We start from the raw sequence: 26256 nt of genomic DNA, 5'->3' as shown, positions 1-26256 counted from the left end.
TGTTGGACGGGGGGTATTGGTATCGGAATCTGCGGGAGCCGGTGCGTTTGGAGGAGGTGACGCGGCGGTTGTTGGGTGAGGGGCGGCGGGTGTTCGTGGAGATGAGTCCGCATCCGGTGCTGGGTTTCGTGGTGGCGGAGACGATGGGTGCGGTGGGTGTGGATGGTCTGGTGGTGGGGTCGTTGCGTCGTGGTGAGGGGGGTCTGGAGCGGTTCCTGCGGTCGGTGGGTGAGGTGTTCGCGGGGGGTGTTGATGTTGACTGGGAGGCTGCGTTCGATGCGCGGGGGGCCCGGCGGGTGGAGTTGCCGACGTATCCCTTCCAACACCAGCGCTACTGGCTCGACGCGAACGACAGGCCCGCCGTCGAGGCCGACCCCGTCGACACCGCCTTCTGGGCCGCGATCGAGGCCGGCGACACCGACGCCCTCGCCGACGACCTCCAGCTCAAGGCCTCCGTACTCGACGAAGTCCTGCCCGCTCTCTCCTCCTGGCGACGCCGCCGACAGGAACGGTCCGTCGTCGACGGATGGCGCTACCACCTCGGCTGGGAACGGATCGACACGAGCGGCACCCTCTCCGGCACCTGGCTCGTAGCCGCCGCCACCGACAGCGGCCCACTCGCCGAAGCCGTCACCACCGGTCTCACCGAGCGTGGCGCGCAGATCGTGCGCATCGAGGTCGACACCGAGAACACGGACCGGGAGGCGCTGGCCGCCGCCCTCCCCGACCAGCCCTTCGCGGGGATCGTGTCGCTCCTGGCACTCGACGGCCGGCCGCACCCCGTCCACACCACCTGGTCGCGCGGCACGATCGGCACCGTGACCCTCGTCCAGGCCCTCGGCGACGCCGACATCGAGGCACCCCTGTGGGCGGTCACGTCCGGCGGCGTCGCCGTCGCAGACCCCGCAGAGCTGACCGACGTCTCCCAGCACGTCATGTGGGGCATCGGCACCGTCCTGGCACTGGACCACCCCCGGACCTGGGGCGGCCTCGTCGACCTGCCCTCCGCCACCGACGAACCCGACCCGCACACCCTCGACCTGCTGTGCGCCGCCCTCTCCGGAGCCGATGAGGAGGACCAACTCGCCGTACGCGCCGATGGCCTGCACGCCCGCCGCATGCGCCGCGCCCCGCTGGAGGACACCCCGGCCCCCAAGCCCTGGACTCCGCGCGGCACCGTCCTGATCACCGGTGGCACGGGCGGCACAGGAGCCCACGTCGCCCGACGACTCGCCGAACTCGGCGCCGAACATCTGGTGCTGACCAGCCGCCGCGGCCCCGACGCCCCCGGCGCCGGTGAACTCCGCACCGAACTCGAGGCCCACGGCACCCGGGTCACCATCACCGCCTGCGACGTCGGCGACCGTGACACGGTCGCCGCCCTCCTCGACGCCGTCCCCGCCGAACTGCCACTGACCGCCGTCCTGCACCTCGCCGGCGCGCCCCAGACCGAATCGCCCCTGTCCGGGCTCACGGTCGAGCAGTTCGCCGAGATGGGCCGTGCCAAGATCGCCGGCGCCCGTCACCTGGACGACCTGCTCGGTGACATCGAACTCGACGCCTTCGTCCTCTTCTCCTCCGGCGCCACCGCCTGGGGCAGCAACGGCCTGACTTCGTACGCCGGAGCCAACGCGTACCTCGACGCGCTGGCCCACCACCGGCGCGCCCGCGGACTGACCGCCACCTCCATCGCCTGGGGCGCGTGGGACGGCGGCGGCATGGTCGACGCGTCGATGGCGGGGGAGTTCGCCAAGCTCGGCCTCTCCCTGATGGAACCCCACCTCGGCGTGGCCGCACTGGTGCAGGCCGTCGAGCACGACGAGACCCACGTGGTCGTCGCCGGCATCGACTGGACCCGCTTCGCGCCGGCCTTCACCCTCAGCCGTTCCCGGCCCCTGCTGCGCGGCCTGCCCGAGGTGACCGAACTCCTCGTGGGCAACACCGAGGACCGCCCCGGCACCGATGCCTCCGCTCTCCGTGCCGAACTCCTGGAGCTCTCACCGGCCGAACAGGAGCACCTGCTGGTGCGCATGGTGCGGACCGAAGCCGGAGCGGTCCTGGGGCACACGGACGCCGAAGGCGTCGAGGAGGACAGGGCGTTCAAGGAAATCGGCTTCGACTCGGTCACCGCGGTCGAACTGCGCAACCGTCTCAACGCCGCCACACAGCTGCGCCTGCCCGCCACCCTTGTCTTCGACTACCCGAACCCCCGGGCGCTGGCCGACCACCTCCGCGCGGAACTCGTCGGCGACGGTGCCGCCGCGGTCCGGCCCGCCGCCGCACCGTCACTGCCCTCCGCGGCCGACGACCCGATCGCGATCGTCTCCATGGGCTGCCGCCTCCCCGGCGGCGTGACCTCACCCGAGGAACTGTGGACCCTGCTCGCCGAGGGCCGCGACGCGCTTGTCGACTTCCCGGCCGACCGCGGATGGGACCTGGACGGTCTGCTCTCCGACGACCCGGACGCCCCCGGCACGACCTACGTCCGCAAGGGCGGATTCCTGCACGGCGTCGCCGACTTCGACGCCGGGTTCTACGGCATCAACCCCCGTGAGGCGTTGGCGATGGATCCGCAGCAGCGGCTGCTGCTGGAGACATCCTGGGAGGTCTTCGAGCGGGCGGGCATCGACCCGATGTCACTGCGGGGCAAGGACGTCGGCGTCTTCACCGGCATGGGAGCCCAGGACTACACCCCGCGCCTCGGCGGCGGTGCCGATGGCACCGAGGGATATGCCCTGACCGGCAGCGCGGGCAGCGTCGCCTCCGGCCGAGTGTCGTACGTCCTGGGACTGGAGGGACCCGCGCTCACCATCGACACGGCATGCTCGTCCTCGTTGGTGGCGATGCACTCCGCGATGCAGGCCCTGCGCAATGGTGAGTGCTCGCTAGCCCTGGCCGGCGGCGTGGCCGTGATGTCCAGCCCCGGCGTCTTCGTCGAGTTCTCGCGGCAGCGGGGCCTGGCGCCGGACGGACGCTGCAAGGCGTTCGCCGAGGGCGCGGACGGCACGGGCTGGGCCGAGGGCGTCGGAGTCATCCTGCTGGAGCGTCTGTCGGACGCGCGGCGCAACGGGCACGAGGTGCTGGCTCTGGTGCGGGGCAGTGCGGTGAACCAGGACGGTGCGTCGAACGGCCTGACCGCTCCGAACGGTCCCTCTCAACAGCGTGTGATCCGGCAGGCGTTGGCGAACGCCGGCCTGTCGGCGGCCGACGTGGACGCGGTGGAGGCGCACGGTACGGGTACCTCGCTGGGTGATCCGATCGAGGCACAGGCGTTGATCGCGACGTACGGTCAGGAGCGGCCCGGCGACGACCGGCCGCTGCTGCTCGGGGCCCTGAAGTCGAACCTCGGTCACACGGGAGCCACCGCGGGTGTGGCGGGTGTGATCAAGATGGTGCAGGCGATGCGGCATGGTGTGCTGCCGAGGACGTTGCATGTGGATGCCCCGTCGTCGGAGGTGGACTGGTCGGCGGGTGCGGTGGAGTTGCTGACGGAGTCGCGGGAGTGGCCGGCAGTGGGGGACCGTCCCAGGCGTGCGGGTGTGTCTGCGTTCGGTATCAGTGGGACGAATGCGCACGTGATTCTTGAGGGTGTTGAGCCTGCGGTTCGGGTGGAGCGTGCGGTGGTGCCGGACGGGGTGGTGCCGTTGGTGGTGTCGGGGAGGTCGCCGGAGGCGGTGCGGGCTCAGGCGGCGCGGCTGGCGGGGTTCCTTGGCCAGGAGGGTGGGCTGAATCTGTCCGATGTGGCGTTTTCGCTGGCGGTGACGCGTGCTCGTTTCGATCATCGTGCGGTGGTGGTGGCGGGTTCGGTGGGCGAGGCGCGGGAGGCGCTTGCGTCGGTGGAGCCGCAAGCGGTGGTTCCGGGTGGTCTGGGTGTGTTGTTCACGGGTCAGGGTTCGCAGCGGGTGGGGATGGGGCGTGAACTGCACGCTGCGTTCCCGGTGTTCGCGGAGGCTTTCGACGAGGTGTGCGCGGCGGTGGACGAGAGTCTGGGCCGTTCGCTGAAGGATCTGGTCTTCGGCGATGAGGCGGCGCTGCTGAACGAGACGCGGTATGCGCAGCCGGCTCTGTTCGCGGTCGAGGTGGCGTTGTTCCGGCTGCTGGAGTCCTGGGGTGTGCGTCCCCACTACCTGGCGGGTCATTCGATTGGTGAGGTGACGGCTGCGTTTGTGGCGGGTGTGTGGTCGTTGGAGGATGCGGCGGCTTTGGTGGTGGCGCGGGGGCGGTTGATGCAGGCGTTGCCGTCGGGTGGGGTGATGTTCGCGGTGGAGGCGGCGGAGGACGAGGTCACGCCCCTGCTGACCGAGGGGGTGGGTATCGCTGCGGTCAACGGTGCGACGTCGTTGGTGTTGTCGGGGGCGGAGGATGCGGTCGCGGGTGTGGTGGCCCGATTCGCGGACCGCAGAGTGAAGCGGTTGCGGGTGTCGCATGCTTTTCATTCGTCGTTGATGGATCCGATGTTGGAGGAGTTCCGTCGGGTTGTGGCGGGGCTGGTGTTTTACGAGCCTGTGGTGCCGGTGGTGTCGAATCTGACCGGTGAGGTGGCGGATGCGGGTCGGTTGTGTTCGCCGGAGTACTGGGTGGAGCACGTGCGGGGCACGGTGCGTTTCCATGACGGTGTCCAGGCCTTACGCGGCGAGAGGGTTTCGACGTTTGTGGAGTTGGGGCCTGATGGTGTGCTGTCGGCGATGGTGGCGCGGGACTGCGTGCCGTCGCTGCGCAGGGACATGCCGGAGGACCGGGCCCTGCTCACCGCGCTCGGCCAGCTGCACAGTCGTGGTGTCGACGTGGACTGGGAGAAGGTGTTCGCCGGGACCGGCGCCCGCCGTGTGGACCTGCCCACCTACGCCTTCCAGCGCCAGCGCTACTGGCTGGCCGCCGCCGCTCCGACGACTGACGTGTCTCTGGGGCACCCGCTGCTCAGCGCGGTGATGGCAGTGCCGGAGACCGGTGGTGTGCTGTGCACTGGACGATTGTCCCGGAAGGCTCAGCCATGGCTGGTAGAGGACTCCGTGTCGGGCACAGGCACGGGCACAGGCATGGTGCCGGGGGCCGCCCTGGTCGAACTGGCGATCCGCGCGGGCGATGAGGTCGGCGCCGGCACGGTGCGTGGACTGACGATCGAGACACCGATCGTGTTGCCCGCCACGGGAGCACTTCGTGTGCAGGTATCCGTCGGGGGCGCCGACGACGAGGGACACCGCACGGTCGGCGTGTACACCCGCGCCGAACAGGGCGATGAGCCGTGGACCCGCCACGCCACCGGCACGCTGACGCCCTCTGGCGCGGTTCCGGCACCAATTGGTGACGCGGCCGCGCAGGATGAGTACATCGAGCTCGTTCTGGACGAGGAACTCGCCGCGGACGCTGGACGCTTCGGTCTGCACCCGGTGCTTCTGGAGGCCGCGGCCCATGCGACCGGGCACTCCGGTCTGTCCGCGGAGTGGCGTGGGGTGACCCTGCACGCCACCGGTGCCGCGTCCGTCCGGTTGCGGGTGACACCGGCCGAGAGAGGTTCCGACGCATCGCGCCTGGAAATCTTCGATGCCGGTGGCGAAGGTGCCTTGGTCGCGTCGGTGGAGTCGCTGGTGCTGCGGGCGGTTTCTGAGGAGCAGTTGCGGGTGTCCGGTGGCGGTGGTGGTGATGCGTTGTTCCGGGTGGAGTGGTCTGCTCTGTCGGTGCGTGAGGACGCGGACGACGTCGAGGTGGAGATCTTGGAGGTGCCGTCGGCTGCGTTGGATGCCGGGGCTGTGGTTGCGGTGACTGCTGGTGTGCTGTCTGCTGTGCAGTCGTTCCTCGGGTCGTCGGGTTCGGGGCGTTTGGTGGTGGTGACGCGGGGCGCGGTGGATGTTGCTGTCGGGGGCGGGTCTGGTCTGGTGGATCCGGTGGCGGCTGCGGTGTGGGGTCTGGTGCGTTCGGCGCAGGCGGAGAATCCCGGCCGGATTGTTCTGCTTGATGTGGCGGCGGGTGAACCTGTGCCTGGTGGTGGGGTGTTGGCGGGTGTGGTGGCTTCGGGTGAGCCGCAGGTCGCGGTGCGTTCGGGTGGGGTGTTCGTGCCGCGGCTGGTGCGTGCGGTCGTGGCGCGGTCGGTTGAGCCGGTGTTTCGTTCGGGTGGCACGGTGCTGGTGACGGGTGGGACCGGTTCGCTGGGTGCGGTGGTGGCGCGGCATCTGGTTGCGGTGCACGGGGTGCGGAGTCTGGTGCTGGCCAGTCGGCGGGGTCTTGATGCTCCGGGTGCGGTGGCGTTGAGGGCGGAGCTGGAGCGGGCCGGTGCTGTGGTGCGGGTGGCGGCGTGTGATGTGGCCGATCGTGATGCGCTGGCGGAGTTGGTGGCCGGTGTTCGTCCTGATGCTCCGTTGTCGGGTGTGGTGCATACCGCTGGTGTGCTGGATGACGGTGTGATTGCGGGGTTGACGTCGGAGCGGTTGGCGGGGGTGTTCCGTCCGAAGGTTGATGCGGTGCTGGCGTTGCATGAGGTGACGCGGGACCTGGAGCTGGATGCCTTTGTTCTGTACTCCTCGGCGTCGGGTGTGCTTGGTGGTCCGGGGCAGGGCAACTATTCGGCTGCGAACGCGTTCTTGGATGCTTTCGCCCAGTGGCGCCGCGGGCAGGGTCTGCCCGCCGTGTCGCTGGCATGGGGCCTGTGGGGCGACGCAGGGGGCATGGCGGGTGCCCTCGACCAGACGGACCAGGCACGCATGCGGCGCAGCGGTGTCCGTCCGTTGTCCGTCGAAGAGGGCATGGCGCTCTTCGACGCCGCGATCGGAGCCGACGAACCAGCACTGATACCCGTCAAGTTCGACCTCACCGCACTGGCCGCACAAGCGGGATCCGGCCAACTGGCCTCCGTGTTGCAGGGATTGGTGCGCCGACCCCGGCGTACCGTCCGCACCGATACCGCTGGTGGCACCGGCAGCGTGGCGGGGGAGTCCCTGGCCGACCGGCTGGCCAAGATGCCGCAACCTGAGCGGCAGCGTGCCCTGCTCGACCTGGTGAGCGCCGACGCCGCGACCGTACTGGGCGGCCGCCGCGGGCGGGATGCCATTGCGCCGGACCGTGCCTTCAAGGACCTCGGCTTCGACTCGCTCACAGGCGTGGAACTGCGCAACCGGCTCACGGCGGCCACGGGGCTCCAACTCCCCGCCTCGGCCGTGTTCGACTACCCGACGCCGGCCGCTCTCGCCGACGTCCTGCTGGAGCAACTGGGCGTCTCGCCAATGTCCGTGCTCGCCGAACTGGACCGACTGGAAGCGGCGTTGAGCAGTACGTCCCTGGACGACGAGGTCATGGCCCAGACGGCCAAACGCCTGCAAACCCTGGCGACCCGGTGTGCGGGGTCCGGTGCCCTCGTGGAGGACGAGGCGAACTTCGACCTCGATGCCGCCTCCGACGATGAACTCTTCAGCTTCGCAGAGAACGAGCTCGGCTCTTCCTGACAGCGGCGCCGGCCCCCAAACCTGTTGAGCAGAAGGACTTTCGATGAGCACGAACGACGACAAGCTGCGCGACTACCTCAAGCGAGCCCTCGCCGATCTCAGCCAGGCGCGCAAGCGGCTGCGCGAGGTCGAATCCGAGAAGACGGACCCGATCGCGATCGTCTCCATGGGCTGCCGCCTCCCCGGCGGCGTGTCCTCACCCGAGGACCTGTGGGAGCTGGTCGCAGGCGAAGCCGACGGCATCTCCGCGTTCCCGACCGACCGCGGCTGGGACGTGAACGGGTTGTTCGACCCCGACCCCGAGCGCCCCGGGAAGTCGTACGTCAAGGAGGGCGGGTTCGTCACCGACGCCGCTGAGTTCGACGCCGCCTTCTTCGGAATCAGCCCGCGTGAGGCGTTGGCGATGGATCCGCAGCAGCGGCTGCTGTTGGAGACCTCGTGGGAGGTCTTCGAGCGGGCGGGCATCGACCCGACCTCGCTGCGGGGCCGCAACGTGGGCGTCTTCGCCGGGACCAAGCCTCAGGACTACATCCCGAGCCTGGAGGGCGGGGAGTCCAGCACCGAGGGGTACGCCCTGACCGGCAGCGCCGGTGCGGTCACCTCCGGCCGTGTCTCCTACACGTTCGGCTTCGAGGGTCCTGCCGTCTCCCTCGACACCGCCTGCTCCTCCGCACTGGTCGCCATCCACCTGGCCGTCCAGGCGCTGCGCAGCGGCGAGTGCTCACTCGCGCTCGCCGGGGGTGTGTCCGTGATGGCTACGCCAGGCGCGTTCGTGGCCTTCTCAAGGCAGCGGGGCCTGGCGCCGGACGCGCGCTGCAAGGCGTTCGCGGAGGGCGCGAACGGTACGTCGTGGGCGGAGGGTGTGGGTCTGCTGCTGCTGGAGCGTCTGTCCGACGCGCGGCGCAACGGGCACGAGGTGCTGGCGGTCGTGCGCGGCAGTGCGGTGAACCAGGACGGTGCGTCGAACGGTCTCACCGCGCCCAACGGCCCCTCGCAGCGACGTGTCATCCGCCAGGCACTGACCAACTCCGGGTTGCTCGCCACGGACGTCGACGCCGTGGAGGCGCACGGTACGGGTACCTCGCTGGGTGATCCGATCGAGGCGCAGGCGTTGATCGCGACGTACGGCCAAGGGCGCCCGGCGGATCGGCCGTTGTGGCTCGGCTCGGTGAAGTCGAACCTCGGTCACACCCAGGCGACCGCGGGTGTGGCGGGTGTGATCAAGATGGTGCAGGCGATGCGGCATGGTGTGCTGCCGAGGACGTTGCATGTGGATGCCCCGTCGTCGGAGGTGGACTGGTCGGCGGGTGCGGTGGAGTTGCTGACGGAGTCGCGGGAGTGGCCGGCAGTGGGGGACCGTCCCAGGCGTGCGGGTGTGTCTGCGTTCGGTATCAGTGGGACGAATGCGCACGTGATTCTTGAGGGTGTTGAGCCTGCGGTTCGGGTGGAGCGTGCGGTGGTGCCGGACGGGGTGGTGCCGGTGGTGGTGTCGGGGAGGTCGCCGGAGGCGGTGCGGGCGCAGGCGGCGCGGCTGGCGGGGTTCCTTGGCCAGGAGGGTGGGCTGAATCTGTCCGATGTGGCGTTTTCGCTGGCGGTGACGCGTGCTCGTTTCGATCATCGTGCGGTGGTGGTGGCGGGTTCGGTGGGCGAGGCGCGGGAGGCGCTTGCGTCGGTGGAGCCGCAAGCGGTGGTGGCGGGTCGTCTGGGTGTGTTGTTCACGGGTCAGGGTTCGCAGCGGGTGGGGATGGGGCGTGAACTGCACGCTGCGTTCCCGGTGTTCGCGGAGGCTTTCGACGAGGTGTGCGCGGCGGTGGACGAGAGTCTGGGCCGTTCGCTGAAGGATCTGGTCTTCGAGGGCGGGGACCTGCTGAACGAGACGCGGTATGCGCAGCCGGCTCTGTTCGCGGTCGAGGTGGCGTTGTTCCGGCTGGTGGAGTCCTGGGGTGTGCGTCCCCACTGCCTGGCGGGTCATTCGATTGGTGAGGTGACGGCTGCGTTTGTGGCGGGTGTGTGGTCGTTGGAGGATGCGGCGGCTTTGGTGGTGGCGCGGGGGCGGTTGATGCAGGCGTTGCCGTCGGGTGGGGTGATGTTCGCGGTGGAGGCGGCGGAGGACGAGGTCACGCCGCTGCTGACGGAGGGTGTGGGTATCGCTGCGGTCAATGGTGCGACGTCGTTGGTGTTGTCGGGTGCGGAGGATGCGGTCGCGGCGGTGGTGGCCCGATTCGCGGACCGCAGAACCAAGCGGTTGCGGGTGTCGCATGCTTTTCATTCGTCGTTGATGGATCCGATGTTGGAGGAGTTCCGTCGGGTTGTGGCGGGGCTGGCGTTTCGCGAGCCTGTGGTGCCGGTGGTGTCGAATCTGACCGGTGAGGTGGCGGATGCGGGTCGGTTGTGTTCGCCGGAGTACTGGGTGGAGCACGTGCGGGGCACGGTGCGTTTCCATGACGGTGTCCAGGCCTTACGCGGCGAGAGGGTGTCGACGTTTGTGGAGTTGGGGCCTGATGGTGTGCTGTCGGCGATGGTGGCGCGGGACTGCGTGCCGTCGCTGCGCAGGGACATGCCGGAGGACCGGGCCCTGCTCACGGCACTCGGGCAGTTGCACAGTCGTGGTGTCGACGTGGACTGGGAGAAGGTGTTCGCGGGGACCGGCGCACAGCGCGTGGACCTGCCCACCTACGCCTTCCAGCGCCAGCGGTTCTGGCTGAACCCGTCGGTGTCCGGCGGGGACCCGGCCCTGGCCACCGGACATCCGCTGCTCGACATCGTGGTGGGTGTGCCCGAGACGGGTGGTGTCGTTGCCACGGGTCGGTTGTCTCTGGCCGCGCAGCCGTGGCTGGCGGACCACGCGGTGTCCGGCACGGTTTTGCTGCCGGGTGCTGCTCTGGTGGAGTTGGCGATTCGTGCCGGGGACGAGGTTGGTACGGGCACGTTGCGCGAGCTGGTGATCGAGGCTCCGCTGGTGGTTCCCGATGAGGGTGCGGTGCGGGTGCAGGTCTCGGTCGGTGAGGACACCGGCAGCGGAGTGAGGTCGGTCGCGGTGTACTCGCGGCCCGACGACGCAGAGGCCGGCAGTTCGTGGGTGCGTCATGCGAGTGGTCAGCTGGGTGCGGAGGTTGCTGTCCCTGCTGCCGGGTTCGGTGTGTGGCCGCCGGAGGGTGCGGTGGCCGTGGACGTGTCAGACGTGTATGAGAAGTTGACCGACCGCGGTTACGGCTATGGGCCGGTGTTCCAGGGATTGCGTGCGGTGTGGCGCCGAGACGACGAGGTGTTCGCGGAAGTCGCGTTGCCGTCGGGTGAGGTGGATTCGGCTGCCGGGTTCGGTCTGCACCCGGCGTTGCTGGATGCCGCGCTGCATGCGGGGGCCTTCTCCGGTGCGCGTGAGTCCGACGGTGGCGGGCTGTTCCTGCCGTTCGCGTGGAGTGGTGTGTCCTTGCATGCTTCGGGCGCGTCGTCGTTGCGGGTCCGGCTGACGTCGACGGGGGCGGAGTCGCTGTCGTTGGATCTGGCCGACGGTGCGGGTGTTCCGGTCGCGTCGGTGGAGTCGCTGGTGCTGCGGGCGGTTTCTGAGGAGCAGTTGCGGGTGTCCGGTGGCGGTGGTGGTGATGCGTTGTTCCGGGTGGAGTGGTCTGCTCTGTCGGTGCGTGAGGACGCGGACGACGTCGAGGTGGAGGTTTTGGAGGTGCCGTCGGCTGCGTTGGATGCCGGGGCTGTGGTTGCGGTGACTGCTGGTGTGCTGTCTGCTGTGCAGTCGTTCCTCGGGTCGTCGGGTTCGGGGCGTTTGGTGGTGGTGACGCGGGGCGCGGTGGATGTGGGTGTGGGGGGCGGGTCTGGTGTGGTGGATCCGGTGGCGGCTGGGGTGTGGGGTCTGGTGCGTTCGGCGCAGGCGGAGAATCCCGGTCGGATTGTTCTGCTTGATGTGGCGGCGGGTGAACCTGTGCCTGTTGGTGGGGTGTTGGCGGGTGTGGTGGCTTCGGGTGAGCCGCAGGTCGCGGTGCGTTCGGGTGGGGTGTTCGTGCCGCGGCTGGTGCGTGCGGTGGCGGTGCCGTCGGGGGGTGGGGTGTTTCGGCCTGGTGGGACGGTGCTGGTGACGGGTGGTACTGGGACGTTGGGTGCGGTGGTGGCCCGGCATCTGGTTGCGGTGCACGGGGTGCGGAGTCTGGTGCTGGCCAGTCGGCGGGGTCTTGACGCTCCGGGTGCGGTGGCGTTGAGGGCGGAGCTGGAGCGGGCCGGTGCTGTGGTGCGGGTGGCGGCGTGTGATGTGGCCGATCGTGATGCGCTGGCCCAGTTGGTGGGGGGTGTTCCTGCGAGGGCTCCGTTGTCGGGTGTGGTGCATACCGCTGGTGTGCTGGATGACGGTGTGATTTCGGGGTTGACGTCGGAGCGGTTGGCGGGGGTGTTCCGTCCGAAGGTCGATGCGGTGCTGACGTTGCATGAGGCGACGCGGGACCTGGAGCTGGATGCCTTTGTTCTGTACTCCTCGGCGTCGGGTGTGCTTGGTGGTCCGGGGCAGGGCAACTACTCGGCGGCGAACGCGTTCTTGGACGGATTTGCTCGGTGGCGTCGGGGGCAGGGTCTGCCGGCGGCGTCGCTGGCATGGGGCCTGTGGGGCGACGCAGGGGGCATGGCGGGTGCCCTCGACCAGACGGACCAGGCACGCATGCGGCGCAGCGGTATTCGTCCGTTGTCCGTCGAAGAGGGCATGGCGCTCTTCGACGCCGCGATCGGAGCCGACGAACCAGCACTGATACCCGTCAAGTTCGACCTCACCGCACTGTCCGCACAAGCGGCAGCCGACCAACTGCCCTCCATCTTGCAGGGGTTGGTGCGGCAACCCCGGCGCAATGCCGCCGTCGGCGGACCAGTCCCCGCCGATTCCCTCTCGGTCCGTCTGGCGGGGCTCCCGGAGGAGGAGCGAACGGAGGCCCTGCTGGACCTGGTCCGCGACGAAGTCGCCGTCGTGCTCGGGCACACCGACCCCGGGAACATCATTCCGGGACAGGCGTTCAGCGAGCTGGGCTTCGACTCGCTCACCGCGGTCGAGCTGCGCAACCGGCTGGCGCGGGCGACGGGCATCTCGCTGCCGGCCACGCTGATCTTCGACTACCCTTCACCCGCCGCGATCACCGAGCACCTGCGCGCGGAGCTGACCCCGGACGCCGCGACCGAAACGGTGGAACTCGCCGACGTGGACGAGGCCGGGCTGCGTAAGGCCCTCGCCTCTGTACCCCTCAACCGGCTCGAGGAGCTGGGCGTGCTCCAGCAGTTGCTGCGTCTCGTGGCCGCGACTCCCGGGGCGGCGGACTCCGGCGCGACCGCCGTCGTCTCCTCGGAAACACGGCAGAACGCAGCGCACCTGATCGCCGACATGGACGTCGCCGACCTCATCGAACGCGCGATGGGCAACACCACCAACTGAGCCCGTCGCGGCCTACGGAGGAACTCAAACATGTCTGTGTCCGAGGACAAGCTTGTCGCGGCACTGCGCGCCTCGCTCGTGGAGAACGAGCAGCTGAAAGAGGAGCGCGACCGGATCCTTGCGGCCTCGTCCGAACCGATCGCGATCGTGTCGGCCGCGTGCCGACTGCCCGGCGGGGTTTCCTCGCCGGAGGACCTGTGGCGTCTCGTGGCCGAGGAACGTGACGGCATCACACCGTTTCCGGACAACCGGGGATGGGACGTCGACGGAATCTACGACCCCACCCCCGGCCTGGCCGACAAGTCCTACGTTCGGGAGGGCGGCTTCCTCCATGATGCGGGGGAGTTCGACCCGGCGTTCTTCGGGATCAGTCCGCGTGAGGCGTTGGCGATGGATCCGCAGCAGCGGCTGCTGCTGGAGACGTCGTGGGAGGTGCTGGAGCGGGCCGGAATCGATCCGAACACGTTGAAGGGCAGCCGGACGGGTGTCTTCGCCGGCTTGATGTACCACGACTACGAAGCGGCCGTGGCCGCCGGAAGCATCGTTTCGGGTCGGGTGGCGTACACCCTCGGTTTGGAGGGCCCGGCGGTGACGGTGGACACGGCGTGTTCGTCGTCGTTGGTGGCGATGCACTCCGCGATGCAGGCGCTGCGCAGTGGTGAGTGCTCGCTGGCCCTGGCCGGCGGTGTCGCCGTGATGGCCACGCCCGGCAGCTTCATCGAGTTCTCGCGGCAGGGGGGTCTTGCCGCGGACGGCCGGTGCAAGTCGTTCGCGGCGGGTGCGGACGGCACGTCGTGGGCGGAGGGTGTGGGCCTGGTGCTGCTGGAGCGTCTGTCGGACGCGCGGCGCAACGGCCACGAGGTACTGGCTCTGGTGCGGGGCAGTGCGGTGAACCAGGACGGTGCTTCGAACGGCCTGACCGCTCCGAACGGTCCGTCCCAACAGCGTGTGATCCGGCAGGCGTTGGCGAACGCCGGCCTGTCAGCGGCCGACGTGGACGCGGTGGAGGCGCACGGTACGGGTACCTCGTTGGGGGATCCGATCGAGGCGCAGGCGTTGATCGCGACGTACGGGCAAGGGCGCCCGGCCGACCGGCCGTTGTGGCTGGGTTCGTTGAAGTCGAACATCGGGCACGCCCAGTCGGCCGCGGGTGTGGCTGGCGTGATCAAGATGGTGCAGGCGATGCGGCACGGTGTGCTGCCGAAGACACTTCACGTGGACGAGCCGTCGCCGAAGGTGGACTGGTCGGCGGGTGCCGTGGAACTGCTGACCGAGTCGCGGCAGTGGCAGGCGACGCCGGACCGTCCGCGCCGGGCCGCTGTCTCTTCCTTCGGCATCAGCGGCACCAATGCCCACGTCATCCTGGAAGCCGTCGAGAACGACGTTCCCGAACCGACCCCGACGCGCAGGCGCGTACCGCTCGTTCTGTCGGGCAGGTCGCCGGAGGCGGTGCGGGCTCAGGCCAGGCGTCTGGCCGGCCATCTGGAACTGCACCGTGGACTGGGCCTCACGGACGTGGCGTTTTCGCTGGCGGTGACGCGTGCTCGTTTCGATCATCGTGCGGTGGTGGTGGCGGGTTCGGTGGGCGAGGCGCGGGAGGCGCTTGCGTCGGTGGAGCCGCAAGCGGTGGTGGCGGGTCGTCTGGGTGTGTTGTTCACGGGTCAGGGTTCGCAGCGGGTGGGGATGGGGCGTGAACTGCACGCTGCGTTCCCGGTGTTCGCGGAGGCCTTCGACGAGGTGTGCGCGGCGGTGGACGAGAGTCTGGGCCGTTCGCTGAAGGATCTGGTCTTCGAGGGCGGGGACCTGCTGAACGAGACGCGGTATGCGCAGCCGGCTCTGTTCGCGGTCGAGGTGGCGTTGTTCCGGCTGCTGGAGTCCTGGGGTGTGCGTCCCCACTACCTGGCGGGTCATTCGATTGGTGAGGTGACGGCTGCGTTTGTGGCGGGTGTGTGGTCGTTGGAGGATGCGGCGGCTTTGGTGGTGGCGCGGGGGCGGTTGATGCAGGCGTTGCCGTCGGGTGGGGTGATGTTCGCGGTGGAGGCGGCGGAGGACGAGGTCACGCCCCTGCTGACCGAGGGGGTGGGTATCGCTGCGGTCAACGGTGCGACGTCGTTGGTGTTGTCGGGGGCGGAGGATGCGGTCGCGGGTGTGGTGGCCCGATTCGCGGACCGCAGAGTGAAGCGGTTGCGGGTGTCGCATGCTTTTCATTCGTCGTTGATGGATCCGATGTTGGAGGAGTTCCGTCGGGTTGTGGCGGGGCTGGTGTTTTACGAGCCTGTGGTGCCGGTGGTGTCGAATCTGACCGGTGAGGTGGCGGATGCGGGTCGGTTGTGTTCGCCGGAGTACTGGGTGGAGCACGTGCGGGGCACGGTGCGTTTCCATGACGGTGTCCAGGCCTTACGCGGCGAGAGGGTGTCGACGTTTGTGGAGTTGGGGCCTGATGGTGTGCTGTCGGCGATGGTGGCGCGGGACTGCGTGCCGTCGCTGCGCAGGGACATGCCGGAGGACCGGGCCCTGCTCACCGCACTCGGACAGCTGCACTCCCGTGGTGTCGATGTGGACTGGGAGAAGGTGTTCGCGGGGACCGGCGCACAGCGCGTGGACCTGCCCACCTACGCCTTCCAGCGCCAGCGCTACTGGCTGAACTCGAACGTGTCGGTCGGTGATCCCGCGTTCGCGCTCGAACATCCCCTGCTCGACTCGGTGATCAGTGTTCCCGACACCGGTGGTGTCCTGTGTACCGGTCGGTTGTCGCTGGCCGCGCAGCCCTGGCTGGCGGACCACGCGGTGTCCGGCACCGTCCTCCTGCCGGGTACCGCCCTCGTGGAACTCGCCGTCCGTGCCGGGGACGAGGTCGGTGCGCGGTCCCTGCGCGAGTTGATCATCGAAGCCCCTCTGGTGATCCCCGACAGGGGTGTGGTGCGTATCCAGGTCTCGGTCGGAGCGGACACCGGCAGCGGAGTGAGGTCGGTCGCGGTGTACTCGCGGCCCGACGACACAGAGCCCGGAGCACCCTGGGTCCGCCACGCCAGCGGCCAGCTCGACGACGAGGCACCGGCCCTCGACGCCGTCTTCGGGGTCTGGCCCCCCGAGGGTGCGCAACCCGTCGACCTGACCGGCTTCTACGCCGACCAGGCGAGCGCCGGATACGCGTACGGGCCGCTGTTCCAGGGCCTCAGCATGCTGTGGACCCTCGGAGAGGAGATCTACGCCGAGGTCGCGCTCCCGGCGGACGATGCCGAGGCGGCGACCGGGTTCGGCCTGCATCCCGCACTTCTCGACGCCGTCCTGCATTGCGGCGCCTTCACCGAGCGGAAGGCCGAGGAGGGCAAGCTCATCCTGCCGTTCGCGTGGAACGGCATGACTCTGCACACCTCCGGCGCCACGAGCCTGCGGGTGCGCATGACGCCCACCGGAGCCGAATCGGTGGCGCTGGAACTGGCCGACGGAGAGGGCGCCCCCGTCGCGTCGGTCGAGTCGCTCGTGCTGCGCGCGGTCGCCGACGAGCAGGTCAAAGCCGCCGGGCGGACGGGTCCCGGTACGGATGCCATGTTCGTCGTCGAGTGGACCGCGATGCCGGCCGGTGCGACAGCCGGCACCACTGCCGGCGTCGTCCCGCACCCGGTCTCCATGGCCTTGGACGTCGAGGAACTGGTGCGGTCCGGCGCGTCGATGCCGGACGTGCTGGTCGTCGACGCCGTCGACGGTGTCGTCAGTCCCGAACGGGTGCGCGGCCTCGCCGGCCGTGTCCTCGGCATCCTTCAGACATTCCTTGCCGCACCGGAACTCGAGTCGACCCGCCTGCTCGTCGTGACGCGCGGCGCGGTCGGGGTCTCCGGCGACCCCGAGGTGACCGACCCGGCGGGCGCCGCGGTCTGGGGCCTGGTACGCGCTGCGCAGGCCGAAAACCCGGGCCGCGTCCTTCTGATGGACGTGGACGAAATCCAGGCGTCCCGGTCGGCCCTGGCGGGTGTACTGGCCACCGGGGAGGCTCAGGTGGCGGTGCGCGCCGACGTCGCCCACACGCCCCGGCTGGTGCGGGCCGCGGCCGACTCCGTCAGCGGCCCCGCACTCGATCCCAGGGGAACCGTGCTCGTCACAGGCGGCACCGGAACGCTGGGCGGCCTGGTCGCCCGGCATCTCGTCGCCGCACATGGTGTACGCCACCTGCTCCTGACCAGCCGTCGCGGACCGGAGGCGCCCGGCGCCGAAGAACTGACGGCAGAGCTGGAGGCGGCGGGAGCGAGCGTCACCGTGGTGGCGTGCGACATGTCGAAGCGCAGGGCGGTGAAGAAGCTTCTCTCGGCGGTCTCGCCCGATGCGCCGCTGACCGGCGTTGTGCACGCGGCGGGAGTCCTCGACGACGGTGTGATCGCGAGCCTGACACAGGAGCGGATCGGCGCCGCCTTCCGACCCAAGGTCGATGCCGCGCTGACGCTGCACGAGCTGACACGGGACATGAATCTGTCGGCGTTCGTCCTCTTCTCCTCGGCCGCCGGTGTGCTCGGTGGTCCGGGGCAGGGCAACTACTCTGCCGCGAACGCGTTCCTGGACGCGTTCGCTCAGTGGCGCCGCGGGCAGGGGCTGCCCGCAGTCTCCCTGGCCTGGGGCCTCTGGGCCGAGTCCGGCGGCATGATCGCGACGATGAGCGAGTCGGACCAGGCCCGTATGGGCCGGGGCGGAGTGCTCCCGCTGGCCACCGAGGACGGCCTGGCCCTGCTCGACACGGCCCTGTCCGGCGAGGCCTCCACGCTGGTGCCGGTGAAGTTCGACTTCGCTGCCCTGACGGAGCAGGCACGGGCCGGGCAGCTGCCGCCGATGCTGCGCGGGCTGGTCCGCCGGCCGCGCCGCACGGCGCGCACCGTGGCCGCAGGCACCGGCTCGACCACCGGTGACACCTTGGCAAATCGCCTCGCGACGCTGACCCATGAGGCACAGCAACGCCATCTCGTGGAGTTGGTGTCGGGTGAGGTTGCGGTGGTGTTGGGGCATGCGGGTGCGGGGAGTATCGGTGCCGGGCAGGCGTTCAATGATCTGGGTTTTGATTCGTTGACGGCGGTGGAGTTGCGGAATCGGTTGAATGCCGTGACGGGTCTTCGGCTGCCGGCGACGTTGATCTTTGATTATCCGTCGCCGGGTGTGCTGGCTGAGTTTCTGCGTCTGGAGTTGGTGGGCGGGGAGGCGGTGGCCGATTCGGTGGTCGGTGAGGGGTTGTCGGGTGTTTCGGTGTCGGAGGATCCGATCGCGATTGTGGCGATGGGGTGTCGGCTGCCTGGTGGGGTGGCTTCGCCGGAGGATCTGTGGGGTCTGGTGGCTGAGGGGCGTGAGGGCATCACGGCGTTTCCGGAGGACCGGGGCTGGGATGTGGCGCGGTTGTTCGATCCTGATCCGGAGGCGGTCGGTAAGTCGACGGTTCGCCATGGTGGGTTCTTGCATGATGCGGGGGAGTTCGACCCGGCGTTCTTCGGGATCAGTCCGCGTGAGGCGTTGGCGATGGATCCGCAGCAGCGGCTGCTGCTGGAGACGTCGTGGGAGGTGCTGGAGCGGGCCGGGATCGATCCGACTACGTTGAAGGGCAGCCGGACGGGTGTCTTCACCGGCGCCATGTACCACGACTACGCCACCAACCTCACGCGCGTACCGGAGGAACTGGAGGGCTTCCTCGGCAACGGCAACGCGGGCAGCTTCATCTCCGGTCGGGTGGCGTACACCCTCGGTTTGGAGGGCCCGGCGGTGACGGTGGACACGGCGTGTTCGTCGTCGTTGGTGGCGATGCACTCCGCGATGCAGGCACTGCGCAACGGTGAGTGCTCGCTGGCCCTGGCCGGCGGTGTCGCCGTGATGGCCACGCCCGGCAGCTTCATCGAGTTCTCGCGGCAGGGAGGTCTTGCCGCGGACGGCCGGTGCAAGTCGTTCGCGGCGGGTGCGGACGGCACGTCGTGGGCGGAGGGTGTGGGCCTGGTGCTGCTGGAGCGTCTGTCGGACGCCCGGCGCAACGGGCACGAGGTACTGGCCCTCGTGCGAGGCGCGGCGATCAACCAGGACGGTGCGTCCAACGGCATCACCGCTCCGAACGGTCCGTCCCAACAGCGTGTGATCCGGCAGGCGTTGGCGAATGCCGGCTTGTCGGCGGCTGACATCGACGTTGTCGAGGCGCACGGTACGGGTACCTCGTTGGGTGATCCGATCGAGGCGCAGGCGTTGATCGCGACTTATGGTCAGGAGCGGCCTGGTGAGGACCGGCCGTTGTGGCTGGGTTCGTTGAAGTCGAACATCGGGCACGCGCAGGCCGCTGCGGGTGTGGCGGGTGTGATCAAGATGGTGCAGGCGATGCGGCACGGTGTGCTGCCGAAGACACTTCACGTGGACGAGCCGTCGCCGAAGGTGGACTGGTCGGCGGGTGCCGTGGAACTGCTGACCGAGTCGCGGCAGTGGCAGGCGACGCCGGACCGTCCGCGCCGCGCGGCGGTCTCTTCCTTCGGCTTGAGCGGTACGAATGCGCACGTGATTTTGGAGGGTGTCGAGCCTGCGGTTCGGGTGGAGCGTGCGGTGGTGCCGGACGGGGTGGTGCCGTTGGTGGTGTCGGGGAGGTCGCCGGAGGCGGTGCGGGCTCAGGCCAGGCGTCTGGCCGGCCATCTGGAACTGCACCGTGGACTGGGCCTCACGGACGTGGCGTTTTCGCTGGCGGCGATGCGTGCTCGTTTCGATCATCGTGCGGTGGTGGTGGCGGGTTCTGTGGACGAGGCGCGGGAGGCGCTTGCGTCGGTGGAGCCGCAAGCGGTGGTTCCGGGTCGTCTGGGTGTGTTGTTCACGGGTCAGGGTTCGCAGCGGGTGGGGATGGGGCGTGAACTGCACGCTGCGTTCCCGGTGTTCGCGCAGGCTTTCGACGAGGTGTGCTCGGCGGTGGACGAGAGTCTGGGCCGTTCGCTGAAGGATCTGGTCTTCGGCGATGAGGCGGCGCTGCTGAACGAGACGCGGTATGCGCAGCCGGCTCTGTTCGCGGTCGAGGTGGCGTTGTTCCGGCTGGTGGAGTCCTGGGGTGTGCGTGCTGATGTTCTCGCGGGTCATTCGATTGGTGAGGTGACGGCTGCGTTTGTGGCGGGTGTGTGGTCGTTGGAGGATGCGGCAACTTTGGTGGTGGCGCGGGGGCGGTTGATGCAGGCGTTGCCGTCGGGTGGGGTGATGTTCGCGGTCGAGGCGGCGGAGGACGAGGTCACGCCGCTGCTGACCGAGGGTGTGGGTATCGCTGCGGTCAATGGTGCGACGTCGTTGGTGTTGTCGGGTGCCCAGGATGCGGTCGCGGGTGTGGTGGCCCGTTTGGAGGGCCGCAGGGTGAAGCGGTTGCGGGTGTCGCATGCTTTTCATTCGTCGTTGATGGATCCGATGTTGGAGGAGTTCCGTCGGGTTGTGGCGGGGCTGGTGTTTCGCGAGCCTGTGGTGCCGGTGGTGTCGAATCTGACCGGTGAGGTGGCGGATGCGGGCCGGTTGTGTTCGCCGGAGTACTGGGTGGAGCACGTGCGGGGCACGGTGCGTTTCCATGACGGTGTCCAGGCCTTACGCGGCGAGAGGGTGTCGACGTTTGTGGAGTTGGGGCCTGATGGTGTGCTGTCGGCGATGGTGGCGCGGGACTGCGTGCCGTCGCTGCGCAGGGACATGCCGGAGGACCGGGCCCTGCTCACCGCACTCGGACAGCTGCACTCCCGTGGTGTCGATGTGGACTGGGAGAAGGTGTTCGCGGGGACCGGCGCACAGCGCGTGGACCTGCCCACCTACGCCTTCCAGCGGCAACGGTTCTGGATCGAGGGCGACGGACCGGCCGTTCCCGAGAAGGCGGCCGATCCGGTCGACGCGGCGTTCTGGGACATCGTGGACAGCGGCGATGCGAATTCGCTGGCCCGGTCCCTGCGGCTCGATGCGTCCGCCCTGGACGGCGTGCTGCCCGCCCTGTCCTCCTGGCGCCGCCGCCACCGGGACCAGGCTGTGCTGGACGGCTGGCGCTACCGGATCGACTGGCGGCCGATGACGGACGCGCTGGTACCGGGTGCGGCTGTCGCCGACGGCATATGGCTGATGTTGGTGCCCGCAGGGCAGGCCGACGCGATGGCGGAGGCCACGAGCGGCGCGCTGACCGCGCACGGCGGTCGCGTCGTACGGGTGGATGTGGACGGCGAGGACCGGAAGGGCCTGGCGGAACTCGTCCGGGTGGGTCTCGACACGGCGAGGCCGGTCGGGGTGGTGTCCCTGCTGCCACTGGACGAGCGGCCGGACGCCGGCCATCCGACACTGTCGCGCGGTACGGCCGCCACCGTCACCCTCGTCCAGTCGCTCAAGGATCTGGACATCACCGCCCCGCTGTGGTGCCTGACTTCCGGAGCCGTCGCGGTTCGGGAGGACGGGGAGGTGACGAGCGGGACCCAGCCCATGATCTGGGGCCTCGGCACCGTACTGGCCCTCGACCACCCCAGGTCCTGGGGCGGGATCGTCGATGTGGCCGCCGGGCCGGGTGAGACGGCGCTGGGCCGGCTGGTCGCCGTGCTCTGCGGAGAGCACGGCGAGGACCAGGTGGCGATCCGGGCCACGGGCGCGTACGCGCGTCGTATGACCCGCGCCGAGTCCGCCACTGCCGACGGTACGGTGTCCAGGGAACCCTGGACGCCACGTGGCACGGTCCTGGTCACCGGCGGTACCGGTGGCATCGGCGCACACGTGGCCCGTTGGGCCGCGGGTCGGGGGGCCGAGCATCTGCTGCTGCTCAGTCGTCGCGGCCGGGCCGCCGAGGGGGCGGCGGCGCTGGAGGCGGAGCTGACCGCGCTCGGTGCCCGCGTCACGCTCGTGGCCTGTGACGTCACCGACCGGACTGCGCTCGGCGAGGTGATCGCGGCGGTTCCTTCCGACGTGCCCGTCTCCGCTGTCTTCCACACGGCAGGCGCCGCACAGGAACCCACGCAACTGCCGGACAGCAGCGTCGCGGAGTTCGCCGAGGTGGGCCGGGCGAAGGTCGCCGGTGCCGTGCACCTCGACGCCCTGCTCGCCGACCGTCCGCTGGACGCCTTCGTGGTGTTCTCCTCCGGCGCCGCTGTCTGGGGCGGTGCGGGGCAGGGCGGTTACGCCGCCGCCAACGCCTTCGTCGAAGGGCTCGCACATCGGCGGCGCGCCGAAGGCCGGGCGGCTACCGCTGTGGCCTGGGGTGCCTGGGCCGGCGGCGGCATGGTCGACGAGGCCGTGGCCGAGGAGTTCGCGGGGGTCGGCGTCGAGCTGATGCGGCCCGAACTCGCGGTCGAGGCCCTGGGCCAGGCGATGGCGGGTGGCGAGGGGCACCTCGTGGTCGCGGGTATCGACTGGTCGCGGTTCGCGCCGTTCTATACGGTGGCCAGGGAACGGCCGCTGCTGCGGGAACTGCCCGAGGCCACCGCTGCGGTCACCGGTACAGGCACCGGCAGCGGTAAGGATGCGAAGACCGGGGACGACGGCGAGGCGCTGCGGGCGCGGCTTTTGCCTCTGTCCCCTCAGGAGCGGCTGACGGTCCTCACCGACCTGGTGCTGGTGGAGGCCGGACAGGTGCTCGGTCACGCCGCCGGCTCGACGATGGTCGAGGACGGGGTCGCCTTCCTCGACATCGGCTTCGACTCGCTGACAGGTCTCGAACTGCGCAACCGCCTCAACCGGGTGTCGGGACTCGACCTGCCGCAGGGCCTGATCTTCGACCTCCCCACCGCGGGCATGATCGCCGAGCTGATGCTGGACACCCTCGAGCCCGAACTGGCCGTCACACCTGAGGCGGTCTCCCAGGAGATCGGCAAGTTGGAATCGGCCCTGGCTCCGGCGCTGCACGACGACGCATCGCGTGCGCGGGCCGTCTCGCGGCTGCGTGAGCTGCTGGCCAAGTGGGACCACACGGAGAAGGGAAAGTAGCCGGATGTTCGAGGTCGAGACCTACTTGCACCGTCTGGGGTTCACGGAGGTGCCCGAGCCCAGCTCCGAGACGCTTCGCGCACTGCACAAGAAGCACCTGATGTCGCTGGCCTACGACAGCAGTCGCTTCATCAAGAGCTTCACCGGCTTCCGCAACGTCGTCGACATCGACATCGACGACACGTTTCGGGCGATCGTCGTCGAGGGCGCGGGCGGTGTGTGCCACGACCTGAGCGGCCTGTTCCGCAGGCTCCTGACCGAACTCGGTTACGACACCTCGATCCTGGCCGCGTCACAGCGCTGGCCCGACGGGCAGTTCGGGCCGGACCTCGAGCACACCTTCACCTGTGTGCGGCTGGACGGGGAGACCTGGTTGGTCGACGTGGGCTTCGCCGGACCGTCGTATCTGGAACCGCTGCGGATGACCGACGAGGTGCAGCACCAGTTCGGCTGCTCCTATCGGCTCACGGCGGACGGCGCCTACCACGTGCTGGAACGCAGGGCCGCCACCGGCGACTGGCGGTCTGTGTACCGGTTCGAGTTGAAGGCCCGGGCTGTCTCCGACTGGGACAGTCCCCAGGACTCCGCTGCCGAGCGGATCGTGAAGGACTCGCTGTTCGCCGGGACCGTGCTGCGTGGCCGTGCCACCGACAACGGGCAGCTCGTCCTCACCGGCAGGCGGCTGCTGAGGGTGGAGAACGGTCACGAAACGATCCGCACCCTGATCGACAAGGCCGAGTTCGAGCGCGTGGTGAAGGACGTCCTCGCCGGCACAGGCAACGGCTGAGGCGGGAGCGGACGGAGATGACAGTGGAGACGCAGACGGCCGGCGGCGGCACCGAGACGGACGCCGTCACCGACACGGACGTGGCCGTCGTCGGCTACGGTCCGGTGGGGCAGGTGCTGGCGATCCTGCTGGCCCGGCGCGGCTGGCGGGTCACGGTCGTGGAGCGCTGGTCCCAGCCGTACCCCATGCCGCGGGCCGTCGGCTTCGACGACGAGGCTGCCCGTATCCTGGCGGCCGCCGGCATCGGGCCCTTCCTCGACAAGTTCGGGGAGAACTCACGGGACTACGCCTGGCGCAACGCCGCCGGCGAAACCCTGCTGCACATGGAGAGCGCCGCGAACGGCCACTGCGGTTGGCCGCAAGCGACCGCCATGTACCAGCCGGGACTGGAGGCCACGCTCATCGAGCGGGGCACCGACTTCCCGAACCTGCGGGTCGTCCGCGGACAGGAGGTCGTCGAACTCGACGACCGCGGCGACCTGGTCGAGGTGATCTCCGAGGACCCGGACGAGCAGGAACACACCTTCACCGCGCGGTACGTCGTCGGGTGCGACGGGGCCAACAGCTTCGTCCGGGAGTCCATGGAGAGTTCCCTCACCGACCTCGGGTTCTTCTACGACTGGCTGATCTGCGATGTCGTACTGGACGAGCCGCGCGACTTCCGCCCCAACAACCTGCAGATCTGCGACCCGCAGCGGCCGCGGACCGCCGTGTCGGCCGGCCCCGGGCACCGCCGCTTCGAGTTCATGCGGCTGCCGGGCGAGAACATCGAGGAGCTGAAGCGGGACGACACCCTGTGGCGCATGCTGGAGATGTTCTCCGTCCACCCGGACAACGCGACACTCGAACGGCACGCCGTCTACACCTTCCAGGCCCGCTGGGCGGGGGAGTGGCGCAAGGGCCGGCTGCTGATAGCGGGGGACGCCGCACACCTCATGCCGCCCTTCGCGGGGCAGGGCATGTGCTCGGGCTTCCGGGACGTGGCCAACCTTTCGTGGAAGCTCGACCTGGCACTGCGCGGTCTCGCCGACGACTCCGTACTCGACACCTACACCGTCGAGCGCCGGGCGCACGTCCGGAACGCCGTCACCACGTCCGTGAAACTCGGCAAGGTCATCTGCGTGACCGATCCCGCAGCCGCCGCCGACCGGGACGCGATCATGCTGGCCGCCCGCGACCGCGAGGGCGCCGCCGCGTTGCCGATGTCCACCGTGATCCCCTTCGACGACGGCCTGTTCCAACGGGCCGGCGACGGCACGCCGCTGAGGCCGGCCGGCACCCTGTTCCCCCAGGCCAGGGTGGCGGACGCCGAAGGTGAGGGACTGCTCGACGAGATCGTCGGACTGGGCTTCGTACTGCTCGCCGTCAGCGATCCGGCGGCTCTGCTCGACGACCGGCGGCGCGCCTTCCTCGACGGTCTCGGCACGCGCTGCGCGCACGTCCTGCCCGCGGGCACGGAACCGGGGAAGTCCGGTCCCGGCGCCGTGGTCGACATCGACGGCCGCTATCTGCCGTACCTGGCCGAGAACGGCGCGACGGCCGTCCTGGTGCGCCCCGACTTCACCGTCTTCGGCGCGGCGAACGGACCCGGGGAACTGGGCGAACTGGTGGACCAACTCGCCCACCGGCTGGGGGCACCGCCCCCGGCTGCCGACTGAGAAACCTCCGACCCGGCGAATTTACCGATTTCGGTCAGCACCATGAGAAGGGAACACGGAACATGGGCGCACGCGAAGACATGTATGGCTTGTTCACCAGTGTCAACGAGATCAACCTGACAAATGATCAGGACGCTCAGAGCGCCAAGGAGGGCACACACAAGAAGAACATCTCCACCAGTTACGACCTGCAGGCCAGGATGTCGAAGAAGGGCATTCTGTGGAACTGGGGTTACCACGACGACCAGGTGGCCAAGGAGATCAGCGCCCGCATTCCCGGATTCCTCGACTACGACACGGACGGCTTCTCCGAGGAGCTGTACTTCGCCGCACTCAGGGAGGTGCCGCTCGACCTGGACGACTACGCGGACAAGTTCGTTCTCGAGGTCGGCTGCGGACTGGGCGAGGGCCTGAACTTCCTCTCGCGTGTCGTCGACGCGAAGAGCATGATCGGCCTCGACCTGTCGGACCAGGCCGTCAGGCGGGCCAACGCCTCGCTGTCCCGCAAGGGCCTGCGCTATGTCCAGGGCGACGCGGAGAACCTGCCGTTCGAGGACGGCGAGGTCGACGTCCTGGTGAACATCGAGAGCGCGCACAACTACCCGAGCCTGGAGAAGTTCCTGAAGGAGGTGGCGCGGGTGCTCAAGCCGGGCGGCTGCTTCACGCACGTCGACCTCTACACCACGCAGCGCCACGCATTCCTGAAGGAGCTCCAGGAGACAGACCTCGGCCTGGAGTGGGTGCTTGACCGTGACATCTCGCCCCAGGTGCGGGCCGCGATCCACGGGCGGCTGTCCCCGGAGGGGTCCTTCCACAAGGCACTGCGGGAGCAGCGGGTCGGTGCCATCCAGCGGCACATGGCCAAGCGGGTCGGCCCGGAGGCCGTGGGCGGTTCCTTCGCCGGCTACACCGACAGCGGCTCCACCAGACTGCTGAAGAAGATGGGCGTGCTGCCGTCGCAGTTCATGCCGCCGGTGGACAGCTACCGGCACTACGTGGCCAAGAAGATCTGATCCTCGGCTGCGGATGCCGATCAGTGCGGAGGCGGAG

5 protein-coding genes and 2 pseudogenes are annotated in these 26256 nt (G+C 69.4%); all 7 read left to right on the top strand.

Annotation, left to right across the window (positions count from 1 at the left end):
* Positions 1 to 41: 41 nt before the first annotated feature.
* Positions 42 to 452, top strand: a pseudogene (locus tag QQM72_RS40930) (SDR family NAD(P)-dependent oxidoreductase); the annotation flags it as partial.
* Between the two features lie 483 nt (positions 453 to 935).
* Positions 936 to 7433, top strand: coding sequence for an SDR family NAD(P)-dependent oxidoreductase (locus tag QQM72_RS23705; RefSeq protein ID WP_399078366.1), 6498 nt, complete (start codon positions 936 to 938; stop codon positions 7431 to 7433).
* Positions 7434 to 7497: 64 nt separating this feature from the next.
* Positions 7498 to 12849, top strand: a pseudogene (locus QQM72_RS23700) (SDR family NAD(P)-dependent oxidoreductase); the annotation flags it as partial.
* Between the two features lie 36 nt (positions 12850 to 12885).
* Positions 12886 to 22761: a type I polyketide synthase gene (locus tag QQM72_RS23695; protein ID WP_399078359.1), complete on the top strand. Its 9876-nt coding sequence runs from the start codon at positions 12886 to 12888 to the stop codon at positions 22759 to 22761.
* Between the two features lie 4 nt (positions 22762 to 22765).
* Positions 22766 to 23548, top strand: coding sequence for an arylamine N-acetyltransferase family protein (locus tag QQM72_RS23690; RefSeq protein WP_314222878.1), 783 nt, complete (start codon positions 22766 to 22768; stop codon positions 23546 to 23548).
* A 17-nt stretch (positions 23549 to 23565) separates the two neighbouring features.
* Positions 23566 to 25206 (top strand): bifunctional 3-(3-hydroxy-phenyl)propionate/3-hydroxycinnamic acid hydroxylase MhpA, encoded by a 1641-nt coding sequence (gene mhpA, locus QQM72_RS23685; protein WP_314222877.1) that lies wholly within the window; start codon positions 23566 to 23568, stop codon positions 25204 to 25206.
* A 62-nt stretch (positions 25207 to 25268) separates the two neighbouring features.
* Positions 25269 to 26219, top strand: coding sequence for a class I SAM-dependent methyltransferase (locus tag QQM72_RS23680; protein ID WP_314222876.1), 951 nt, complete (start codon positions 25269 to 25271; stop codon positions 26217 to 26219).
* Positions 26220 to 26256 lie beyond the last annotated feature (37 nt).

The organism is Streptomyces zaehneri, assembly GCF_032248645.1.
GTDB lineage: Bacteria > Actinomycetota > Actinomycetes > Streptomycetales > Streptomycetaceae > Streptomyces > Streptomyces coriariae.
This window is presented reverse-complemented; position numbering and strand designations above follow the sequence as displayed.

What these genes read in the sequence shown, in the direction of transcription:
- QQM72_RS23705 (WP_399078366.1), top strand. Translation starts at nt 936, where the DNA reads ATGTGGGGCATCGGCACCGTCCTGGCACTGGACCACCCCCGGACCTGG.
- QQM72_RS23690 (WP_314222878.1), top strand. Translation starts at nt 22,766, where the DNA reads ATGTTCGAGGTCGAGACCTACTTGCACCGTCTGGGGTTCACGGAGGTG.
- mhpA (WP_314222877.1), top strand. Translation starts at nt 23,566, where the DNA reads ATGACAGTGGAGACGCAGACGGCCGGCGGCGGCACCGAGACGGACGCC.
- QQM72_RS23680 (WP_314222876.1), top strand. Translation starts at nt 25,269, where the DNA reads ATGGGCGCACGCGAAGACATGTATGGCTTGTTCACCAGTGTCAACGAG.